The following is a 16,309-nucleotide window of genomic DNA, read 5'->3' on the forward strand; positions in this document are numbered from 1 at the left end:
TCAGTCCCGGCAGGATGCGGGCTGCGCCGCATCGCGGTAGGCATGCCGCGCCAATGCGCCGGCCAGCACCAGCGTAGGGTTGACCAGCGCCACTCCCGGCAGGCGCGGGCTGTCGTTCAGCGCCAGCGGGATCTCGGTGCAGCCCATGATGAGCGTGGACACGTTGTGGCGCTGCTGCAGGGCGCGCGACACGGATTCGAAGCGGTCGCGCGCGAGGCGGTAGTTGCCGGCCTTCACGCCGTCGTAGATGCCCTGCATCAGCACGTCCTGCTCCGCCGCCGTGGGCACGAAGCACTCGATGCCGCTGCGTGCCAGCTCGCGCTGGTACAGGCCCGCGTCGTAGGCTCCGCGGGTGGCCAACAAGCCCACGCCCTGCACCTGTTGGGCAGCCAAGCCTGCCACCACTTCCTGCATGCCGTGCAGCACCACCATCTGCGGAAACCGCTGCTGCAGCAGGCCATGCCACGCGTGCGCCGTGTTGCAGGCAATGGCCACCACGCGCGCGCCCAGCGCGGCCAGCCGGCCGGTGGCCTGCAGCATGGGCTCGGCCGGCTGGTGCGCGCCCTCGCGCGTGTCGTTCAGCGCGGCCGTGCGGTCCGGAATGGGCACCTGGGCCAGCCAGTGCTCGGGGTAGGCCTGGTCGTGCACGGGGATGCCCAGGGCAGCCATGCGGTCGGTGCAGGCCTGCACGAACAGGCGCACGAAGTCGGCCCCCGCGGCAGGGCCCATGCCGCCGAGGATCCCCACCACCTGGGGCTGCGGGCTGTGGCTTGCAGACACTGGCATGCGCGCTCCGGTCCGTGCGTCAGATGGCGGGCTTGTCGCTCTGCGCGGCCAGGTTGTCGCGCAACTCCTTGCTCATGGGCAGGCTCAGGTTCTGGTTGCGCGGGGGGACGGGCGAGTTGAACCACTTGGTGTAGAGCTTGTCGAAGTCGCCGGACTTCATCATCCCGCCGATCACGCCGTTGACCAGCGCCTGGAATTGCGGGTCGTCCTTGCGCAGCATGCAGGCATAGGGCTCGACCTGCAGCGAATCGCCCACCACCGTCCAGTCCGCCGGGTTGCGCATGTTGCCCATCAGGCCGAACAGCAGGATGTCGTCCATCGCGAAGGCCTCGGCGCGGCCGCTGTCCACCAGCAGCACGGCGTCGTCGTGGTCCTTGCCCAGCACGATGTCCATGTCCAGGTTGTTGTCGCGGTTGTACTTGCGGATCACCTGCGCGTTGGTGGTGCCCGAGGTGCTGGCCACCTTCTTCTTGGCCAGGTCGGCGTAGTTCTTCACGCCCGACGATTTCTTGGTCAGCAAGCGCGTGCCGGTGTAGAAATAGTTGATGGCGAACTGCACGTCCTTGCCGCGCGTGCTGTTGTTGGTGGTGGAGCCGCACTCCAGGTCGATGGTGCCGTTTTGCAGCAAAGGAATGCGGTTTTGCGACGTGACCGCCTGCAGGTCCACCTTCAGGGCCGGGTTGTTCACGCGCTTTTTCACCGCATCGACCACGGCGTTGGTGATGTCCACCGCAAAGCCCACCGGTGCGCCGGGGCCCGCCAGGTAGCTGAAGGGCACCGACGACTCGCGGTAGGCCACGGTGATCTTGCCCGACTCGGCCACCTTCTTGAGGGTGTCGGCCTGGGCCACGGTGCAGGCCAGCAGGCCGGTGGCAACAACGAAGGCGGCGGAGGTGACGGCAGAGAGCTTCATGGAAATCCCTTTGTGCAAAACGATGGGCAGTGAATGGACGTGGCGCGACCGAAAAAAGCCGGGGGGCCGGATCACACTGACACGGAAAAAATCCAGTGACCGCGTGAACCGGCACATGCAAAAAACCGGAACGCAGGTGCACTGTAGGAACTTGCGCCGCCCTTGAACAATTCATTTGCACAGGTAGGCCATGACCAAAAGTTATGCCGCCAGTTTGGTGCAGGCAGCCGCACCATCCAAGTGCCATTTCCTGGCCTCGCAGGCCCAACTTGCGCATCCGCGCACCTCGTCGGGCGGCGCACATAACTTCCCGGCATGGCCACCGGCGGCATTGGCATTGTTCAGGCGGGGGCCCGCGCCCTACAGTGGCCTCGAGTCCCGCACCCCATCCTTCCATCCCTTCAACACCCCGTCCCACCCAATGCAGGTATGTGTTCTCGGCGCCGGCATCGTCGGCCTGGCCACCGCGTATGAACTCCACCAGCGCGGCCTGGCCGTGACCGTGGTCGACCAGGCCCAGCCCGGCGCTGGCGCCAGCGGCGGCAACGGCGCGCAACTGAGCTACAGCTACGTGCAGCCCCTGGCGGATGCCGGCATCTGGCGCCAGTTGCCCAAGCTGCTGCTGTCGCCCCAGTCGCCCCTGAAGCTGCGGCCGCAGTGGGATGTGCACCAGTGGCGCTGGGGCGTGGATTTCTTGCATGCGTGCAACCGGCACACGTCGGAGCAGAGCACGCGGCAACTGCTCGCCCTCGCCGCGCTGAGCCGCCATCACTTCGACGCCATGCTGCAGGCCGAAGAACTGGAGTGCGACTTCTCGACCACCGGCAAACTGGTGCTGTACGACACGCCCGCGGCCTTGGCCGCCGCGCGCCGCCAGATGGACCTGCAGCAGCCCTGGGGCAGCCCGCAGGAAGCCGTATCCGCCACGCGCTGCGTGGAGCTCGAACCCGCCCTCGCGCACTACCAGGGCCGCATCGCCGGTGCGATCCACACGCCCAGCGAATGCGCGGCCGACTGCCTCAAGGTCTGCCTGGGCCTGCAGCAACGGCTGACAGAGCGCGGCGTGCGCTTCGTACTGGGAGCCCGGGTGACCGGCTTTGCGCGCGAGGGCGGGCGCATCGTGGCCGCCCGCACCAGCGCCGGTGACGTCGAAGCGCAGCAGTTCGTCCTGGCCCTGGGCAGCGCCAGCCACCAGGCCGCGCGGACCCTGGGGTTCGGCCTGCCCGTCTACCCGCTCAAGGGCTACAGCATCACCCTGGACACCACGGACGCACCCCGCACCGCCCCCCACGTCAGCGTGACCGACGCGGCGCGCAAGGTGGTGTTCGCGCGCATCGGCCAGCGCCTGCGCGTGGCGGGCATGGCCGAGCTGGTAGGGCACGACGACCACATCCCGCCCGCCCGCATCCAGAGCCTGTGCGAGGCGGCCCGTGCGGTCTTTCCGGGCTGCAGCGACTTCGGGCGACTGCGCCCCTGGACCGGCATGCGCCCGGCCACCCCCACCGGGGTGCCGCTGGTGGGGCCGCACACCCGTGCGCCGGACAACCTGCTGCTCAACACCGGGCACGGGGCCCTGGGCTTCACGCTCGCGTTCGGCACGGCAGCGCAGCTGGCGCAGCGGCTCGCACCCGCCTGATGCGCCTGATGCATCGGATGCGCCGGCGTCAGGCCGCGCACTGCACTACCGCATCATTCGGCCACCGGCACGCCCACGGACGCCATGGTCTCGGCCACCGCCTGTCGCATGCAGCGCGTCATGGCACTGGCCAGCAGCGAGCTGGGCCGGTTGACGGTGCGCAGCGACTTGATGGGCACGGCGATGTGGGGCGCCAGCGCCAGCACATCGACCTTGCTGCGGTCCGCTGAGGCGGCGGTGCACGCATCCACCACCGCCACCGCGTGCCCGTGGTGCGCCAGCGCCAGTGCGGCGTGGTAGGTCTGCACGGTAATGGCGGTGTTGAGCCCCACCCCCGCTTCACGGCACGCGTGGCTGACCACCGTGCCGATGGGGTCGCGCACATCCAGCCGCACCACGGGCGTCTCCGCCAAGTCGGCCAGGTGCACGGTGCCGGACTGCACCAGCGCCGCCGCGAGCATACCCTTGGGCGCCACGCACAGCATGCGCCCGTCGGCCAGATGCTCCTGCGTGAGCGACGGGTGCGCCACCGCGCTGAACACAAAGCCCACGTCGGCCTCCTGCAGCACCAGGGCCGAGATGATCTGCGGCGAATGCAGCGCATCGATGGTGATCACCACGTCCGGATGCGCCTGCCGAAAGAACCGCAGCGCGCGCGGCAGCACTTCGTAGCTGAGTGCCAGCACGCTCAGGATGTGCAACTCGCCCTCGCGCCGGCCACCCTTCAGGCTGTTGGCCAGCCGCTGCACGTCGTCGAGTTGGGTGAACAGGCGCTCGATGTGCGGGTACAGCGTCTGCGCCTCGGTGGTAGGCACCAGGCGGCCCTTCAAGCGGTTGAAGAGCGGAAAGCCCAGCTGCAGTTCGGCGTGCGCCAGAATGCGGCTCACCGCCGGCTGGGTCACGTTGATGAGGCGGGCCGCCGCGCTCACGCTGCCGGTGAGCATGACGGCGTTGAAGACTTCAATGTGGCGAAGGCGCATGGGGTGACGATGCAAGGAATGGGCCGGTTGCGCAATCCTTGCATGTCCCCATTGCGGAGCCAGGCGGCAACGGCGCGTCGGCCGGAGAGGCTGCGCAGCGATCGTTGTGGCCGATGCGGGCCCCTGGCGCTCACTGTGCGGGCGAGGAGCCCGAAGCAGCGTCCAGCTTGTCCTGCGTCTTCGTATCGAAGTCACTGGCATCATGCCGTTCACGCAGCTGGCCGGCCGGCTCACCCGTGACACGATTCACCATGCGTCCACACTGCACCGCCGGGCGCTGCGCAATCTGCTCGGCCCAGCGCACCACATGCGTGTATTCGTGCACCTGCAGGAACTCGCCGGACTCGTACGCCTGGCCCCTGACCAGCAACCCGTACCAGGGCCAGATGGCGATGTCGGCCACCGTGTATTCGCTGCCGATCAGGTACTCGTTGACGGCCAGCCGCTGGTTGAGCACATCGAGCTGGCGCTTGACCTCCATCGCGTAGCGATCGATCGCGTACTCGATCTTCATGGGCGCATAGGCATAGAAGTGCCCGAACCCGCCGCCCAGAAACGGCGCGCTGCCCATTTGCCAGAACAGCCACGACAAGCATTCGGCCCTTGCAGCAACGTCCTTGGGCAAAAAGGCGCTACCGAACTTCTCGGCCAGGTACATCAGGATGGCGCCGGACTCGAACACGCGCACCGGGTGGGCGGCATCGCTGCGGTCCAGCAGCGCGGGGATTTTGGAGTTGGGGTTCACAGCGACGAAGCCGCTGCCGAACTGCTCCCCCTGGTTGATGCGGATCAGCCAAGCGTCGTACTCCGCACCGCTGTGGCCCAGAGCCAGCAGCTCTTCCAGCATGATGGTCACCTTGACGCCATTGGGCGTGCCCAGCGAGTACAGCTGCAGCGGGTGACGACCCACAGGCAGTTCCTTGTCGTGGGTGGCACCCGCAATGGGCCGGTTGATGTTGGCGAACTGGCCGCCGCTTTCCTTGTTCCATTGCCAGATGGCGGGTGGCGTGTAGGGAGTAGTGTTGGACATTCAGGGGCTCCAGGAATGGGTGGGCAGAGGCTGCGTAGTCGAGCGATGGACCAGTTTAGCGACGCGATGGATGGAACGCTGGGCATTGCAGAATGTCCGGCAAAACGGCTGAACCATGAGGGAGCGCTGGATCGGTCCTATGCCCCGGACAGGTCGATCCTTGGCGGACCTCACTAAAACCTTGGCTCCACGACCTGACGTCGGCTATCGGACGAAGTGCACAGCCCATACGTGCCCACGCACATGTCTGGAGTCATGGTCACCGACGGTTCAACAAGCGAGCGGATAGCGGCCAAGCTAAGAACGCTGACACCAGACCGAGCGGCGAAAGCATGATCTGGCTACCCATGACACTTACATCATGAATTCCCAGCAAGCGCTCCATCCCGCGTGGAGCAAGAACAAAGGTTGCGCCTGCGATTGACATCGTGAACAGCAAGAACGCGATCTGGGGCGCCACTCCGCGCTTGAAACGCCAGAGCAGTAACGCACCCAGCAACCATGGGGGGAGCATTACCCAAAGAGCGAGAACGATGAACTCAACACCTGTCATTGCACCTACGCTGCTGGCCGAACTCCGGCTTTCTAGCCAGCCAGTTCGTTACGACCGGATCAGGCACATGCGGTTCTCAACGTCAAAAGCCAGCAGCTTTCCATCCTGGCGACAAGATCGTCCCCGACATCAATGCGCCTTGTCCCAGTTCGGCCCCACACCCACTTCGGCCAACAACGGCACCTTGAGATCCGCCACTTCCGCCATCAACCGCGGAATGTGCGTGCGAACCCACTCCACTTCCCCTTCTGGCAGTTCGAACACCAGTTCGTCGTGCACCTGCATGATCATCTTGATGCCCGGCTTGTTCGCATCCAGCTCCTGCTGCACCGCCACCATCGCCTTCTTGATCAAATCCGCCGCCGTGCCCTGCATCGGCGCGTTGATGGCCGCCCGCTCGGCGCCGCTGCGGCGCGGGCCGTTCGGGGAGTTGATCTCGGGCAAATACAGGCGGCGGCCGAACACGGTTTCCACATAGCCGCGCGCCTTGGCGGACGCCTTGGTTTCGTCCATGTACTGCTTCACGCCAGGGTAGCGCTGAAAGTACCGGTCGATGTAGGCGGCTGCGGCCTTGGTCTCGATCCCCAGGTTCTTGGCCAGGCCGAAGCTGCTCATGCCGTAGATGAGACCGAAGTTGATGACCTTGGCGTAGCGGCGCTGTTCGCTGCTCACCTGGTCGACCTCGACGCCGAACACTTCGGCGGCGGTGGCGCGGTGGACGTCCAGGCCGTTACGAAACGCGTGCAGCAGCGATTCGTCGCCGCTGATGTGGGCCATGATGCGCAGCTCGATCTGGCTGTAGTCGGCGCTCGCGATCACGCTGCCCGGCGGCGCCACGAAGGCTTCGCGCACACGGCGGCCTTCCACGGTGCGAATGGGGATGTTCTGCAGGTTGGGGTCGTTGCTGGACAGGCGCCCGGTAATGGCGACGGCCTGTGCGTAGTGGGTGTGCACGCGGCCAGTGCGCGGGTTGGCCAGCTGGGCCAGCTTGTCGGTGTAGGTGCCCTTGAGCTTGGACAGGCTGCGGTGCTCCAGCAGCTTGGCGGGCAGGGGGTAGTCCTCGGCCAGCTTTTCCAGCACTTCTTCGTCGGTGCTGCGCGCGCCGGTGGCGGTCTTCTTGACCACGGGCATGCCCAGCTTGTCGAAGAAGATTTCGCCGAGCTGCTTGGGGGACCCCAGGTTGAAGGGCTGCCCCGCGATCTCGTAGGCGTCCTGCTCCAGCTTCAGAATGCGCTGGCCCAGTTCGTGGCTCTGGTTGGCCAGCGTGGCCGCGTCGATCAACACGCCGTTGCGCTCGATGCGGAACAGGGTTTCGCTGCTGGCCATCTCCAGCTCGTAGATGCCGCGCAGTGGGCCTTCGGCTTCGAGCATGGGCCAGAGCACGCGGTGCACGTCCAGCGTCTGGTCGGAGTCTTCGCACGAGTAGGCCGCCGCCTTGTCCACCGCCACCTGGGCGAAGGGGATCTGGTGGGCGCCCTTGCCGCACAGGTCTTCATAACTGATGCCGCTGCGGCCGGTGTGGCGCTCGGCCAGGCTGGCCAGGCCGTGGGGCTTGTGCACTTCGAGCACGTAGCTTTGCAGCATGGTGTCGTGCGCATAGCCCTGCACCTCAATGCCGTGGTTGGCGAACACATGGCGGTCGTACTTGATGTGCTGGCCCAGCTTGGGGCGGCTGGCGTCTTCAAGCCAGGGCTTGAGCTTGGCCAGCACGTCGTCGAACGGCAACTGCTCGGGCGCATCAGGCCCGGCGTGGCGCAGCGGAATGTAGGCTGCGGCACCGGGCTCCACGCTGAAGCTGATGCCGACGATCTCGGCGCGCAGTTCGTCGAGCGACGTGGTTTCGGTGTCGATGGCGGCCAGTTCAGCCGTCTGCAGCTTGGCAAGCCAGCGGTCGAAGTCGGCCCAGGTGAGGATGGTCTCGTACGACACCTCGCGGCCCTGCGCGGCCTCGGCCACGAAGGTCGCCTCGGGGGATGCGAAGAGGTCGCCGCTGGCGCCCGGCAGCGTTGCCGTGGTGTTGGCGGGAGCGCTGGGTTCCAGCGCGCGGGCCAGGCCCTTGAAGCCATACTTTTGATAGAAGTCGCGCAGCGGGGCGGCGTCTTCCTGGCGCATGGCGATCGCATCCATGGCCGGTAGGCCGTCGACATGCCCGGCCAGGTCGCAGTCGGTCTTGATGGTGACGAGCTGCCGCCCGGTGGGCAGCCACTGCAGCGCCCCGCGCAGGTTCTCGCCCGCCACGCCCTTGATCTCGCCGGCACGCGCGATGAGGGCATCGAGCGAGCCATATTCGGCGAGCCATTTGGCTGCCGTCTTGGGGCCGACCTTGGGCACGCCGGGCACGTTGTCCACGGTGTCGCCCACCAGGGTCTGGTAGTCCACCATCAGTGATGGCGGCACGCCGAACTCGGCCGTCACGCCCGCCACGTCGCGCTTCTTGCCGTTCATGGTGTCGATGATGGTGATGTGCTCGTTCACCAGTTGCGACAGGTCCTTGTCGCCGCTGGAGACGATCACCTCCACGCCCTGCGCCGCCGCCACCGCGGCCAGCGTGCCGATCACGTCGTCGGCCTCCACGCCGGGGACGCAGACCACGGGCCAGCCCAACAGGCGCACGACCTCGTGGATGGGCTCAATCTGCGCGCGCAGGTCGTCGGGCATGGGGGAGCGCTGCGCCTTGTACTCGGGGTACAGGTCGTCGCGGAAGGTGGGGCCGCTTGCATCGAACACGCAGGCGGCATAGCCGGACGGGAATTCGCGCCGCAGCACCTGCAGCATGTTGATCATGCCGCGGATGGCACCGGTGGCGGGGCTTTCCGGGTCGCCCGGCACCGCGCGCAGGTCGGGCATGGCATGGAAGGCGCGGTACAGGTAGCTGGAGCCGTCCACCAGCACCAGGGTCTTTTTGTCGCCAGAGGGCTGCGCGGCGGAAGGCGTCGCCCCTTCGGCGGCGGGGCTGGGGGATGCAGAGGATTCTTCGGTCATGGGCGGATTGTGCACGCGCAGCCCCGCCGCGGCCGGCGCTCTACAATCCCGCCCATGCGCGCTGTACACCTCCTTTTGCTGCTGGCCATGGCCTCCAGCCCCGTCCTGGCCCAAACCAATAGTCAAACTGCCCCTCAGGGCGCGGTAGACAAGCGCGAGGCGCTATCAGAACCAGAGCAAATGGGCGGGCGTGGCAATCAACGCACCGAGCGCATCCAGATCGAGGACGCCGGCAGCCGGGTCGACGAGCTGCGCGTGGGCGGCCAGACGCAGACGATTTCTGTGCAGCCCAAGGCTGGCAACCTGCCCAGCTACGAAGTGCAGTCGCCCGACGGAGCCCGCAGCCGCGCTGGCAGCAACAGCGGCGCCGAGACGACCACCGGCCCGCGCGTGTGGAACGTGCTGAAGTTCTAAGCCGCGCCGGCTGCACCGCAGCGCCCCGGGGCTCCCGCACGCCCCGCCCTTTTTCCTTGTCAGTCCTCCACCCTTACGCACCCCTGAGCGATGGCCGTTTTTACCGAAGTCTCCAACACCGAGGCGCAAGACCTGCTGCGCCGTTTGCAACTGGGTGAGCTGGTGGAGCTGCGCGGCATCGAGGGCGGCATCGAGAACACCAATTATTTTCTGACCAGCGACCAGGGCCAGTTCGTGTTGACGCTGTTCGAGCGCCTCACGGCCGAGCAGCTGCCCTTTTACCTGCACCTGATGAAGCACCTGGCGCACGGTGGGGTGCCGGTGCCCGACCCGCGGGCCGACAAGGATGGCGACATCCTGCTGTCGGTGTGCGGCAAGCCCGCCGCGGTGGTCAACAAGCTGCGCGGCAAGAGCCAGCTGGCGCCACAGGGCGTGCACTGCGCGGCCGTGGGCACGATGCTCGCGCGCATGCACCTGGCCGGGCGCGATTTCGAACGGCACCAGCCCAACCTGCGCGGCCTGCCCTGGTGGAACGAGACCGTGCCCGTGGTGCTGCCGCACATCGGCGAATCGCAGGCAGCCTTGTTGCGCTCCGAACTGGCCTACCAGAACCACGTGGCTGCGGGCTCTGCCTACGCGGCGTTGCCCAGCGGCCCCGTGCATGCCGACCTGTTCCGCGACAACGTGATGTTCGAGGGCGAAGAGCTCACGGGCTTCTTCGACTTCTACTTTGCGGGTGTGGACACCTGGCTGTTCGACCTGGCCGTGTGCCTGAACGACTGGTGCATCGACCTGCCGACCGGCCGGCACGATGCCGAACGCGCCGCCCGCATGCTGGACGCCTACCAGGCCGTGCGCCCGTTGACCGCCGCAGAGCGCGAGCTGCTGCCCGCGATGGCGCGCGCAGGGGCCCTCAGGTTCTGGATCTCGCGGCTGTGGGACTTCCATCTGCCGCGCGAGGCCGCCATGCTCACGCCGCACGACCCCACGCACTTCGAACGCGTGCTGCAGGACAGGATTGCACGCCCGCTTCATCTGTAGCCCCATTGCCTGAGCCCCACTGCCCTTCACACCAAGCCGAGTCGCCGCTGCGCAGGGCCTGATGCGCGGCCACACCACCGCGGCACCCCCCGCATTGGCAGCCCACTGGCCACACACCGGCTAGCCGTCCCCACACCCACAGATCCACCTCGCAGCCCGTACCCTGGACACCCTTCATGGCGCCCGGATTGGGGCACTGGGGTAAATTCAGCCCTGTTCCTCTCCCACCACCGCTTTGCCGCGGGCCCCGGCCAGGGCGGTGGGAGATGGCACAGGCGGGCGCAGTTCCTCTTTTCTTCCCGATTGCATTCATGAAACTCCACATCGTTCCCGCCCGCACCGGCATGACCTGGGTCAAGCTGGGCGTCCGCGCGTTCTGGCGGCAGCCCATGGCGCTGGCGGCGCTGTTCTTCATGACCATGGCGGCCATGTCGCTGGCCACGTTGATCCCGCTGGTGGGGCCGGCCATCGCGCTGGCGCTGCTGCCATCGGCCACGCTGGCGATGATGGTGGCGGCGGCCGAAGCCACGCAGGGGCGGTTTCCCACGCCGGCCGTGCTGCTGGTGGCGTTTCGCACCGGGCAGCAGCGGCTGCGCGACATGCTGGTCCTGGGCGCCCTGTACGCCGTGGGGTTCCTCGCGGTGATGGGGCTGTCGGCCCTGATCGACGGCGGCCAGTTTGCCAAGGTGTACCTGGGCGGCGCGCCCCTGACCAAGGAGATGGCAGAAGACGCGGCCTTCCAGAGCGCCATGTGGACGGCCATGCTGCTGTACCTGCCGCTGTCGCTGCTGTTCTGGCATGCACCCGGGCTGGTGCACTGGCATGGCGTGCCGCCGGTCAAGGCGCTGTTCTTCAGCATCGTGGCCTGCCTGCGCAACTTCGGCGCCTTCATGGTCTACGGGCTGGGCTGGCTGGGCGTGTTCCTGCTGGGCGGCGTGGTCGTGACGCTGGCGGCAGCGCTCCTGGCGGCGATGGGCTTGAGCGGCGCGGCCTCCGGTGGTGTGATGGTGGGTGCCGCGATGATGCTGGCCGCCATGTTCTTCACCTCGATCGTGTTCACCTTCCGCGATTGTTTCGAGCCGCCCCACCACCCGTCTGAAGAGGCCACCCATGACACCCCAACGCCCCCGCCATCCGACCCAGCTGCTGGGCCGCACTGAAGACGAGCTGGTCTGGCACCGGCGCCGCAGCCTGCTGCAGGCGGCCGCGCTCTGGGTGGCCGGTGGCGGCTGGACGGCCGCCCAGGCCCAGTCGCGCAGCAACATCGTGGAGCTGCGCGGCGACGTGCGGCGCAACGGTGAGGCGCTGACCCCGCAGCACACCATCACCGCGGGAGACCGCATCGAGACCGGCCCGGGCGCCACGGTGGTGTTTGCCGTGGGCGACGGCGCCTTCCTGGTGCGCCAGAACTCCCACGTGGCGCTGGAGGGCGACACGCCCACCGCCGTCAAGGTACTGCGCCTCGTCAGCGGTGCCGTGGCCAGCGTGTGGGGCAAGGGCGCCGACCGCAAGGTCATCCTGCCCACGGCCACCGCGGGCATCCGCGGCACGGGGGTGTATGCCGAGGTCTTTGCGGACCAGGGCAACCGGGGATATTTCTGTAATTGCTACGGCATCGTGGACCTGGCCACCGGCGGCGAGAGCGTGGTGAGCGAGGCGTCCTACCACCAGTCGTTCTGGGTCGAGAACGCGCCGCGCAATGGCCGCCTGCTCACGCCCGCGGGCGCCATCAACCACACGGACGAGGAGATGGAGTTCCTGGCCAGCCTGATCCAGCAGCGCACCGCGTGGCAGATTGCGGGTCGCAAGGGTACCAAGGACGGCACCGGGCAGATGGGCTACCCCGCAGCGCCTGGCGGGAGCAACGCATCACCTGCACCGGCGGGGTCCACGCCAGCGTCCTCACCGGCGTCAGCGCCTCCATCGACACCAGCACCCGCGCCAACGTACCGCGCCAGCCCCCCGTCTCCCTACGGCTCCGACTACTGAGACAGCGGCGCCCGGGGCGTCACTGCCCATCAGGGACATCGGTGGCATTGGCGGCCATGAGTGAGCATTGCTATCCGCCACTGCGCCTTGCTGCAAATCACTGCAAGTCACCGCCAATCAAAGCCCTTCAGCGGTGCCACAACGCAAAAAAGGCCGACCCCATGGGGCCGGCCTGAAAGCTCGATGCGAACGCGCGAGAGGTCAGCCCTCCCGCACTCCGATCTCAGGTACCGATGTTGCCGCCGTCGTTCTTCGTGATCACGATGGTGGCCGAACGGGGACGCTTGCCTGCGCCGTAGCCGGCGTTGGCAGGCCACTGGCTCTGGAACTTGGCGGGGTCGGCCAGGTTGGCCATGCCGGTGGATTCGCCCGGGTGCTGGATGTTCACGAAGATCGTCTTGCCGTCCGGCGTTTCGGTCAGGCCGGTGATCTCGCAGCCCTTGGGGCCCACCAGGAAGCGCTTGAGCGTATCGGCCGTGGCCGCCTTGCCCACGGGCGTGACGACGTCGAACTTGCTGCCGTCGGTCTTGGTGTACGTCAGCGTCTTCTTGCTGCCATCGCCCACCTGGCCGGGTACGGCCGCCATCATCATGCAGTTGCTGACGTCGGTGTAGGCACCGTCATCGGTCTGGATCCAGCAGATGCCCGTGGCCTTGCTGAAAGCCAGGCCATCGGGGCTGGAGAAGTCCTGCTCGTCCGTCAGGGCCGAGATGTTGATCAGCGTCTTGTCGGCACTGGCTTCGGCGCCGAACAGGTACACGTCCCAGCTGAAGGCCAGGACGGATGTGCCTTCCTTCAGGCGCACCATGTGGCCGTTGGGGTTGCCCTCCTGCTTGGTGGTGCCCTTCATGTCGGTGTAGGCACGGGGGTTGGCCGCATCAGGCAGGTACTGGCCGCTGCCAGGGTTCGCGCTGCGGGCGCTGTTGTTGGTCAGCGTGAAGTACACCTCGCCATTGGCGGGGTTCACGGCGTTCCACTCGGGGCGGTCCATCTTGGTGGCACCCACGGCGTCTGCGGCCAGGCGGGTGTTGATGACGATGTCGGCCGCGTCGGCGAACTTGTACGTGGTGTAGCCGCTGATGGCGGTGTTGGTGAGCGACAGCTCCACCCAGCTGCCGGTGCCGTCGGCGTTGAACTTGGCTGCGTACAGCTTGCCGCTGTCCAGGTACTTGTCGCCAATGGCCAGGCGGTCGTTGGCATTGGCATCGGCCGCGTTCCACGTAGCGGTGGATACGAACTTGTAGATGTACTCGCCGCGCGAGTCGTCGCCCATGTAGATGGACAGCGGCTGGCCGGCCACCACCTTGCCGAACGCTGCGCTCTCGTGCGCGAAGCGGCCCAGACCCGTGCGCTTCTTGGCCATGCGGGTCTTGTCGTAGGCGTCGATCTCGACGATGTAGCCCATGCCGTTCATCTCGTTGCGGTAGTCGTCCGTGCCGTCCACCGACGTGCCGGTCTTGCTGTTGTTCCAGCGCTGGTACTTGTCGTCGGCGCCGCCGCTTTCCCAGCCGTGGCGCGATGCTGCGCCCTGGGTGCGGCCATAGCGCTTGAGGGACGTCACGCTCTTGTCGTTGCCGCGTGCGGCGTCGTCCGCGGCGCCGCGCGTGAAGTAGCCAAACCAGTTTTCTTCACCGGTCAGGAAGGTACCCCAGGGCGTCTTGCCCGTGCCGCAGTTGTTCAGCGTACCGCGGGTGGTGGTGCCGGTGGGCGAGAACTTGGTGAACAGCTGCGAATTGCCGCGGGCCGGGCCCGAAATCTCGATGGGGCTGAGCGAGGTGAGGCGGAAGTTCAGCGCAGAGTTCTGCGCGTAGGCCCACTTGCCACCGGACTTTGCCACTTCGATCACGGCGATGCCGTGGATGGCCGTTTCCTTGTCGATTTCCGCTGCGGGACGGGGCAAGGTGGTGGTGCCGCCGTTGGCATGCAGGAAGTACGAGGACAGCTTCTCGTCGGTCGTGGCTTCGTGGTTGATGGCCAGCAGGCCGCGTTCCGTGGCGTTGTCGCTGCGCTTGCCGTCAGCGCCCAGGCCGAACCATTCCATGCCGTCATGGTGGTCGCCAGCGCGCTTGTCGAAATCACCGTCGGTGCCGTCGTTCTTGTACGCAGCCACGCCTGCAGCGATGGGGTCGCCCAGTGCGAAGATCACGCTGGCGGTGTAGCCCGCAGGCACCGCTACCACGTCTGCCAGGCTCTTGGGCACCGCACCAAAGCCCAGCAGCTTGGAGCCAGTGGGTGGCGGTGTCACCGCTGGGTCGTCGCTGCCGCCGCAGGCGCTCACGCCAAAGCCAGCCAGCATGGCCGTGCCCACCGACCCCACGCTGCCACGCAGCAGGCCACGGCGCGACAGCCGTGCACCCAGCACCGACTCGAACGTAGGGTTGGCGGAGGTGTTGGCGTTCTCGTTGTTGAAGTCAATGGCCTGCTCGGGCGCATCCACACGGTGGGTCATGGTTCTTCCTCGGGGGTTATTGGTTACAAAGCCTGTGGAGCGTAGAAACCGCAGGTGACATCGCCGTGAAGTTTTTGCGTCGGTTTCGTGACAGCCGATCCCGGCCGCGCGCAAGGGGATTGGGTCGAATACGAATCACTACCATTTGTATAATTTCGGCTCCCACCGCCCACCCAGCCACTACCGCGCCCCAGCACAGACCGGTGCGCGGGCTCACCCAGCCAAGTGCGGCCTCTCCGTTCCCGCCATTTCCTCGCGGTGCCACGCCCGGCCACAGGCCGCCCGTGCGGCAGCCTGCGCGATTCCTTGGAGACCCCTGCATGACGTTCCCCTCCCTGAAGACTTCCCTGCTGGTGGCCGCACTGTCCGCCTGTGCATACAGCACTGGCGTCGGCGCGCAAACCGTTGCCCCTGCAGCAGCACCCTCGCAGGCCCAGGCACAGCAGGCCGTGACGAACCAGGCCGTGGCCGCGCACTACGCACAGCTGGTGCACGCCAACTACGCCGACACGCTCGCCAGCGCCCAGGCGCTGCGCGAAGCCGTGGCGGCCTTCACGGCCAAGCCTTCGGCCGACACGCTGGCCGACGCCCGCAAGAAGTGGCTGGCCGCGCGCGAGTTCTACGGCCAGACCGAGGCCTTCCGCTTCTACGGCGGCCCCATCGACAACGACAACGGGCCCGAGGGCCGCATCAACGCCTGGCCCATGGACGAATCGTTCGTCGACAGCGTGCAGGGCAAGCCCAACGCGGGCCTGGTGAACAACCGCAAGTTCGTGATCAGCAAGAAGAACCTGTCTGCGCAGAACGAGCGCGGCGGCGAAGAGAACATCGCCACCGGCTGGCACGCCATCGAGTTCTTCCTGTGGGGCCAGGACCTGTCCGAGACCGGCCCGGGCGATCGCAACTTCGAGGACTTCGTGGACGGCAAGGCCCCCAACGCCGACCGCCGCCGCCAGTACCTGACCGTGGTGACCGACCTGCTCATCGACGACCTCACCTCGCTGGTGAAGGCCTGGGCACCGGACGCCAAGAACAACTACCGCACCCGCTTCGTCAAGGGCGGCCAGGAGTCCGTTCGCAAGATGCTGGTAGGCCTGGGCTCGCTCTCGCGCGGCGAGCTGGCTGGCGAACGCCTGGAAGTGGCCCTGAACAGCCAGGACCAGGAAGACGAGCACTCGTGCTTTTCGGACAACACCCACCGCGACGCGGTGACCAACGCCAAGGGCATCCAGAACGTGTGGCTGGGCGAGTACCAGCGTGCCGACGGCAGCGCGGTCAAGGGCGCATCGCTACGCGACCTTGTGGCCGCCAAGGACGTGGCGCTGGCCGACAAGGTCACGAAGCAGATCGCCGCCTCGGTGGCTGCAGCCGAGGGTATCCAGGCACCGTTCGACCGCGAGATCATCGGCGGCAAGGACGCGCCGGGCCGCCAGCGCATCCAGAAGACCATCGACAGCCTCACGCAGCAAAGCAAAGACCTGGTGGCCGCAGCCAATGCCATCGGCATCACCAAACTGACCCTGGTCCAGCCTTGAG

The 16,309-nt window shown here is 67.1% G+C and carries 12 protein-coding genes; 6 read left to right on the forward strand and 6 right to left on the reverse strand.

The window, feature by feature from the left end:
- Positions 1-786 (reverse strand): aspartate/glutamate racemase family protein, encoded by a 786-nt coding sequence (locus ACIGHN_RS01130; protein ID WP_396502931.1) that lies wholly within the window; start codon positions 784-786, stop codon positions 1-3.
- A gap of 19 nt (positions 787-805) precedes the next feature.
- Entirely contained in the window at positions 806-1,699 is an 894-nt protein-coding gene (locus ACIGHN_RS01135) for an amino acid ABC transporter substrate-binding protein (protein ID WP_056420675.1), read from the reverse strand.
- A gap of 421 nt (positions 1,700-2,120) precedes the next feature.
- Between ACIGHN_RS01135 and ACIGHN_RS01140 the strand changes: the two genes are divergently transcribed.
- Positions 2,121-3,335 (forward strand): D-amino acid dehydrogenase, encoded by a 1,215-nt coding sequence (locus ACIGHN_RS01140; protein ID WP_396502932.1) that lies wholly within the window; start codon positions 2,121-2,123, stop codon positions 3,333-3,335.
- Positions 3,336-3,388: 53 nt separating this feature from the next.
- On the opposite strand, the gene ACIGHN_RS01145 is transcribed toward ACIGHN_RS01140, so the two are convergent.
- The 3 genes from ACIGHN_RS01145 to polA form a co-directional block, all read right to left on the reverse strand.
- The gene (locus ACIGHN_RS01145) at positions 3,389-4,315 is read right to left on the reverse strand and encodes a LysR family transcriptional regulator (protein WP_056420667.1); all 927 of its coding nucleotides are present in this window, start codon (positions 4,313-4,315) and stop codon (positions 3,389-3,391) included.
- A gap of 130 nt (positions 4,316-4,445) precedes the next feature.
- A complete protein-coding gene (gene yghU, locus ACIGHN_RS01150) occupies positions 4,446-5,345 on the reverse strand; it encodes a glutathione-dependent disulfide-bond oxidoreductase (RefSeq protein ID WP_396502933.1) in 900 nt (299 codons plus the stop codon).
- Positions 5,346-6,027: 682 nt separating this feature from the next.
- Complete coding sequence (gene polA, locus ACIGHN_RS01155; protein ID WP_396502934.1) at positions 6,028-8,880, reverse strand: DNA polymerase I; 2,853 nt, start codon at positions 8,878-8,880, stop codon at positions 6,028-6,030.
- A 54-nt stretch (positions 8,881-8,934) separates the two neighbouring features.
- Here polA and ACIGHN_RS01160 point away from each other — a divergent pair, with 54 nt between their 5' ends.
- From ACIGHN_RS01160 to ACIGHN_RS01175, 4 genes are all read left to right on the forward strand, one after another.
- On the forward strand, positions 8,935-9,294 hold the full coding sequence (locus ACIGHN_RS01160; protein ID WP_056416142.1) for a hypothetical protein: 360 nt from the start codon (positions 8,935-8,937) through the stop codon (positions 9,292-9,294).
- Between the two features lie 90 nt (positions 9,295-9,384).
- Positions 9,385-10,335 (forward strand): homoserine kinase, encoded by a 951-nt coding sequence (locus ACIGHN_RS01165; protein ID WP_056161961.1) that lies wholly within the window; start codon positions 9,385-9,387, stop codon positions 10,333-10,335.
- A gap of 311 nt (positions 10,336-10,646) precedes the next feature.
- Entirely contained in the window at positions 10,647-11,495 is an 849-nt protein-coding gene (locus tag ACIGHN_RS01170; RefSeq protein ID WP_396502935.1) for a BPSS1780 family membrane protein, read from the forward strand.
- Positions 11,446-12,324, forward strand: coding sequence for an iron dicitrate transport regulator FecR (locus tag ACIGHN_RS01175; protein ID WP_396502936.1), 879 nt, complete (start codon positions 11,446-11,448; stop codon positions 12,322-12,324). The genes ACIGHN_RS01170 and ACIGHN_RS01175 overlap by 50 nt, the downstream gene beginning before the upstream one ends.
- Before the next feature lie 223 nt (positions 12,325-12,547).
- Here the strand turns inward: ACIGHN_RS01175 and ACIGHN_RS01180 are convergent, their stop codons facing one another.
- Positions 12,548-14,773 (reverse strand): PhoX family protein, encoded by a 2,226-nt coding sequence (locus ACIGHN_RS01180; RefSeq protein WP_396502937.1) that lies wholly within the window; start codon positions 14,771-14,773, stop codon positions 12,548-12,550.
- 320 nt (positions 14,774-15,093) lie between these two features.
- Between ACIGHN_RS01180 and ACIGHN_RS01185 the strand changes: the two genes are divergently transcribed.
- The gene (locus ACIGHN_RS01185; RefSeq protein WP_396502938.1) at positions 15,094-16,308 is read left to right on the forward strand and encodes an imelysin family protein; all 1,215 of its coding nucleotides are present in this window, start codon (positions 15,094-15,096) and stop codon (positions 16,306-16,308) included.
- Position 16,309 lies beyond the last annotated feature (1 nt).

The sequence above is a fragment of the Acidovorax sp. NPDC077693 genome, assembly GCF_044542805.1.
Classification (GTDB): domain Bacteria; phylum Pseudomonadota; class Gammaproteobacteria; order Burkholderiales; family Burkholderiaceae_C; genus Acidovorax.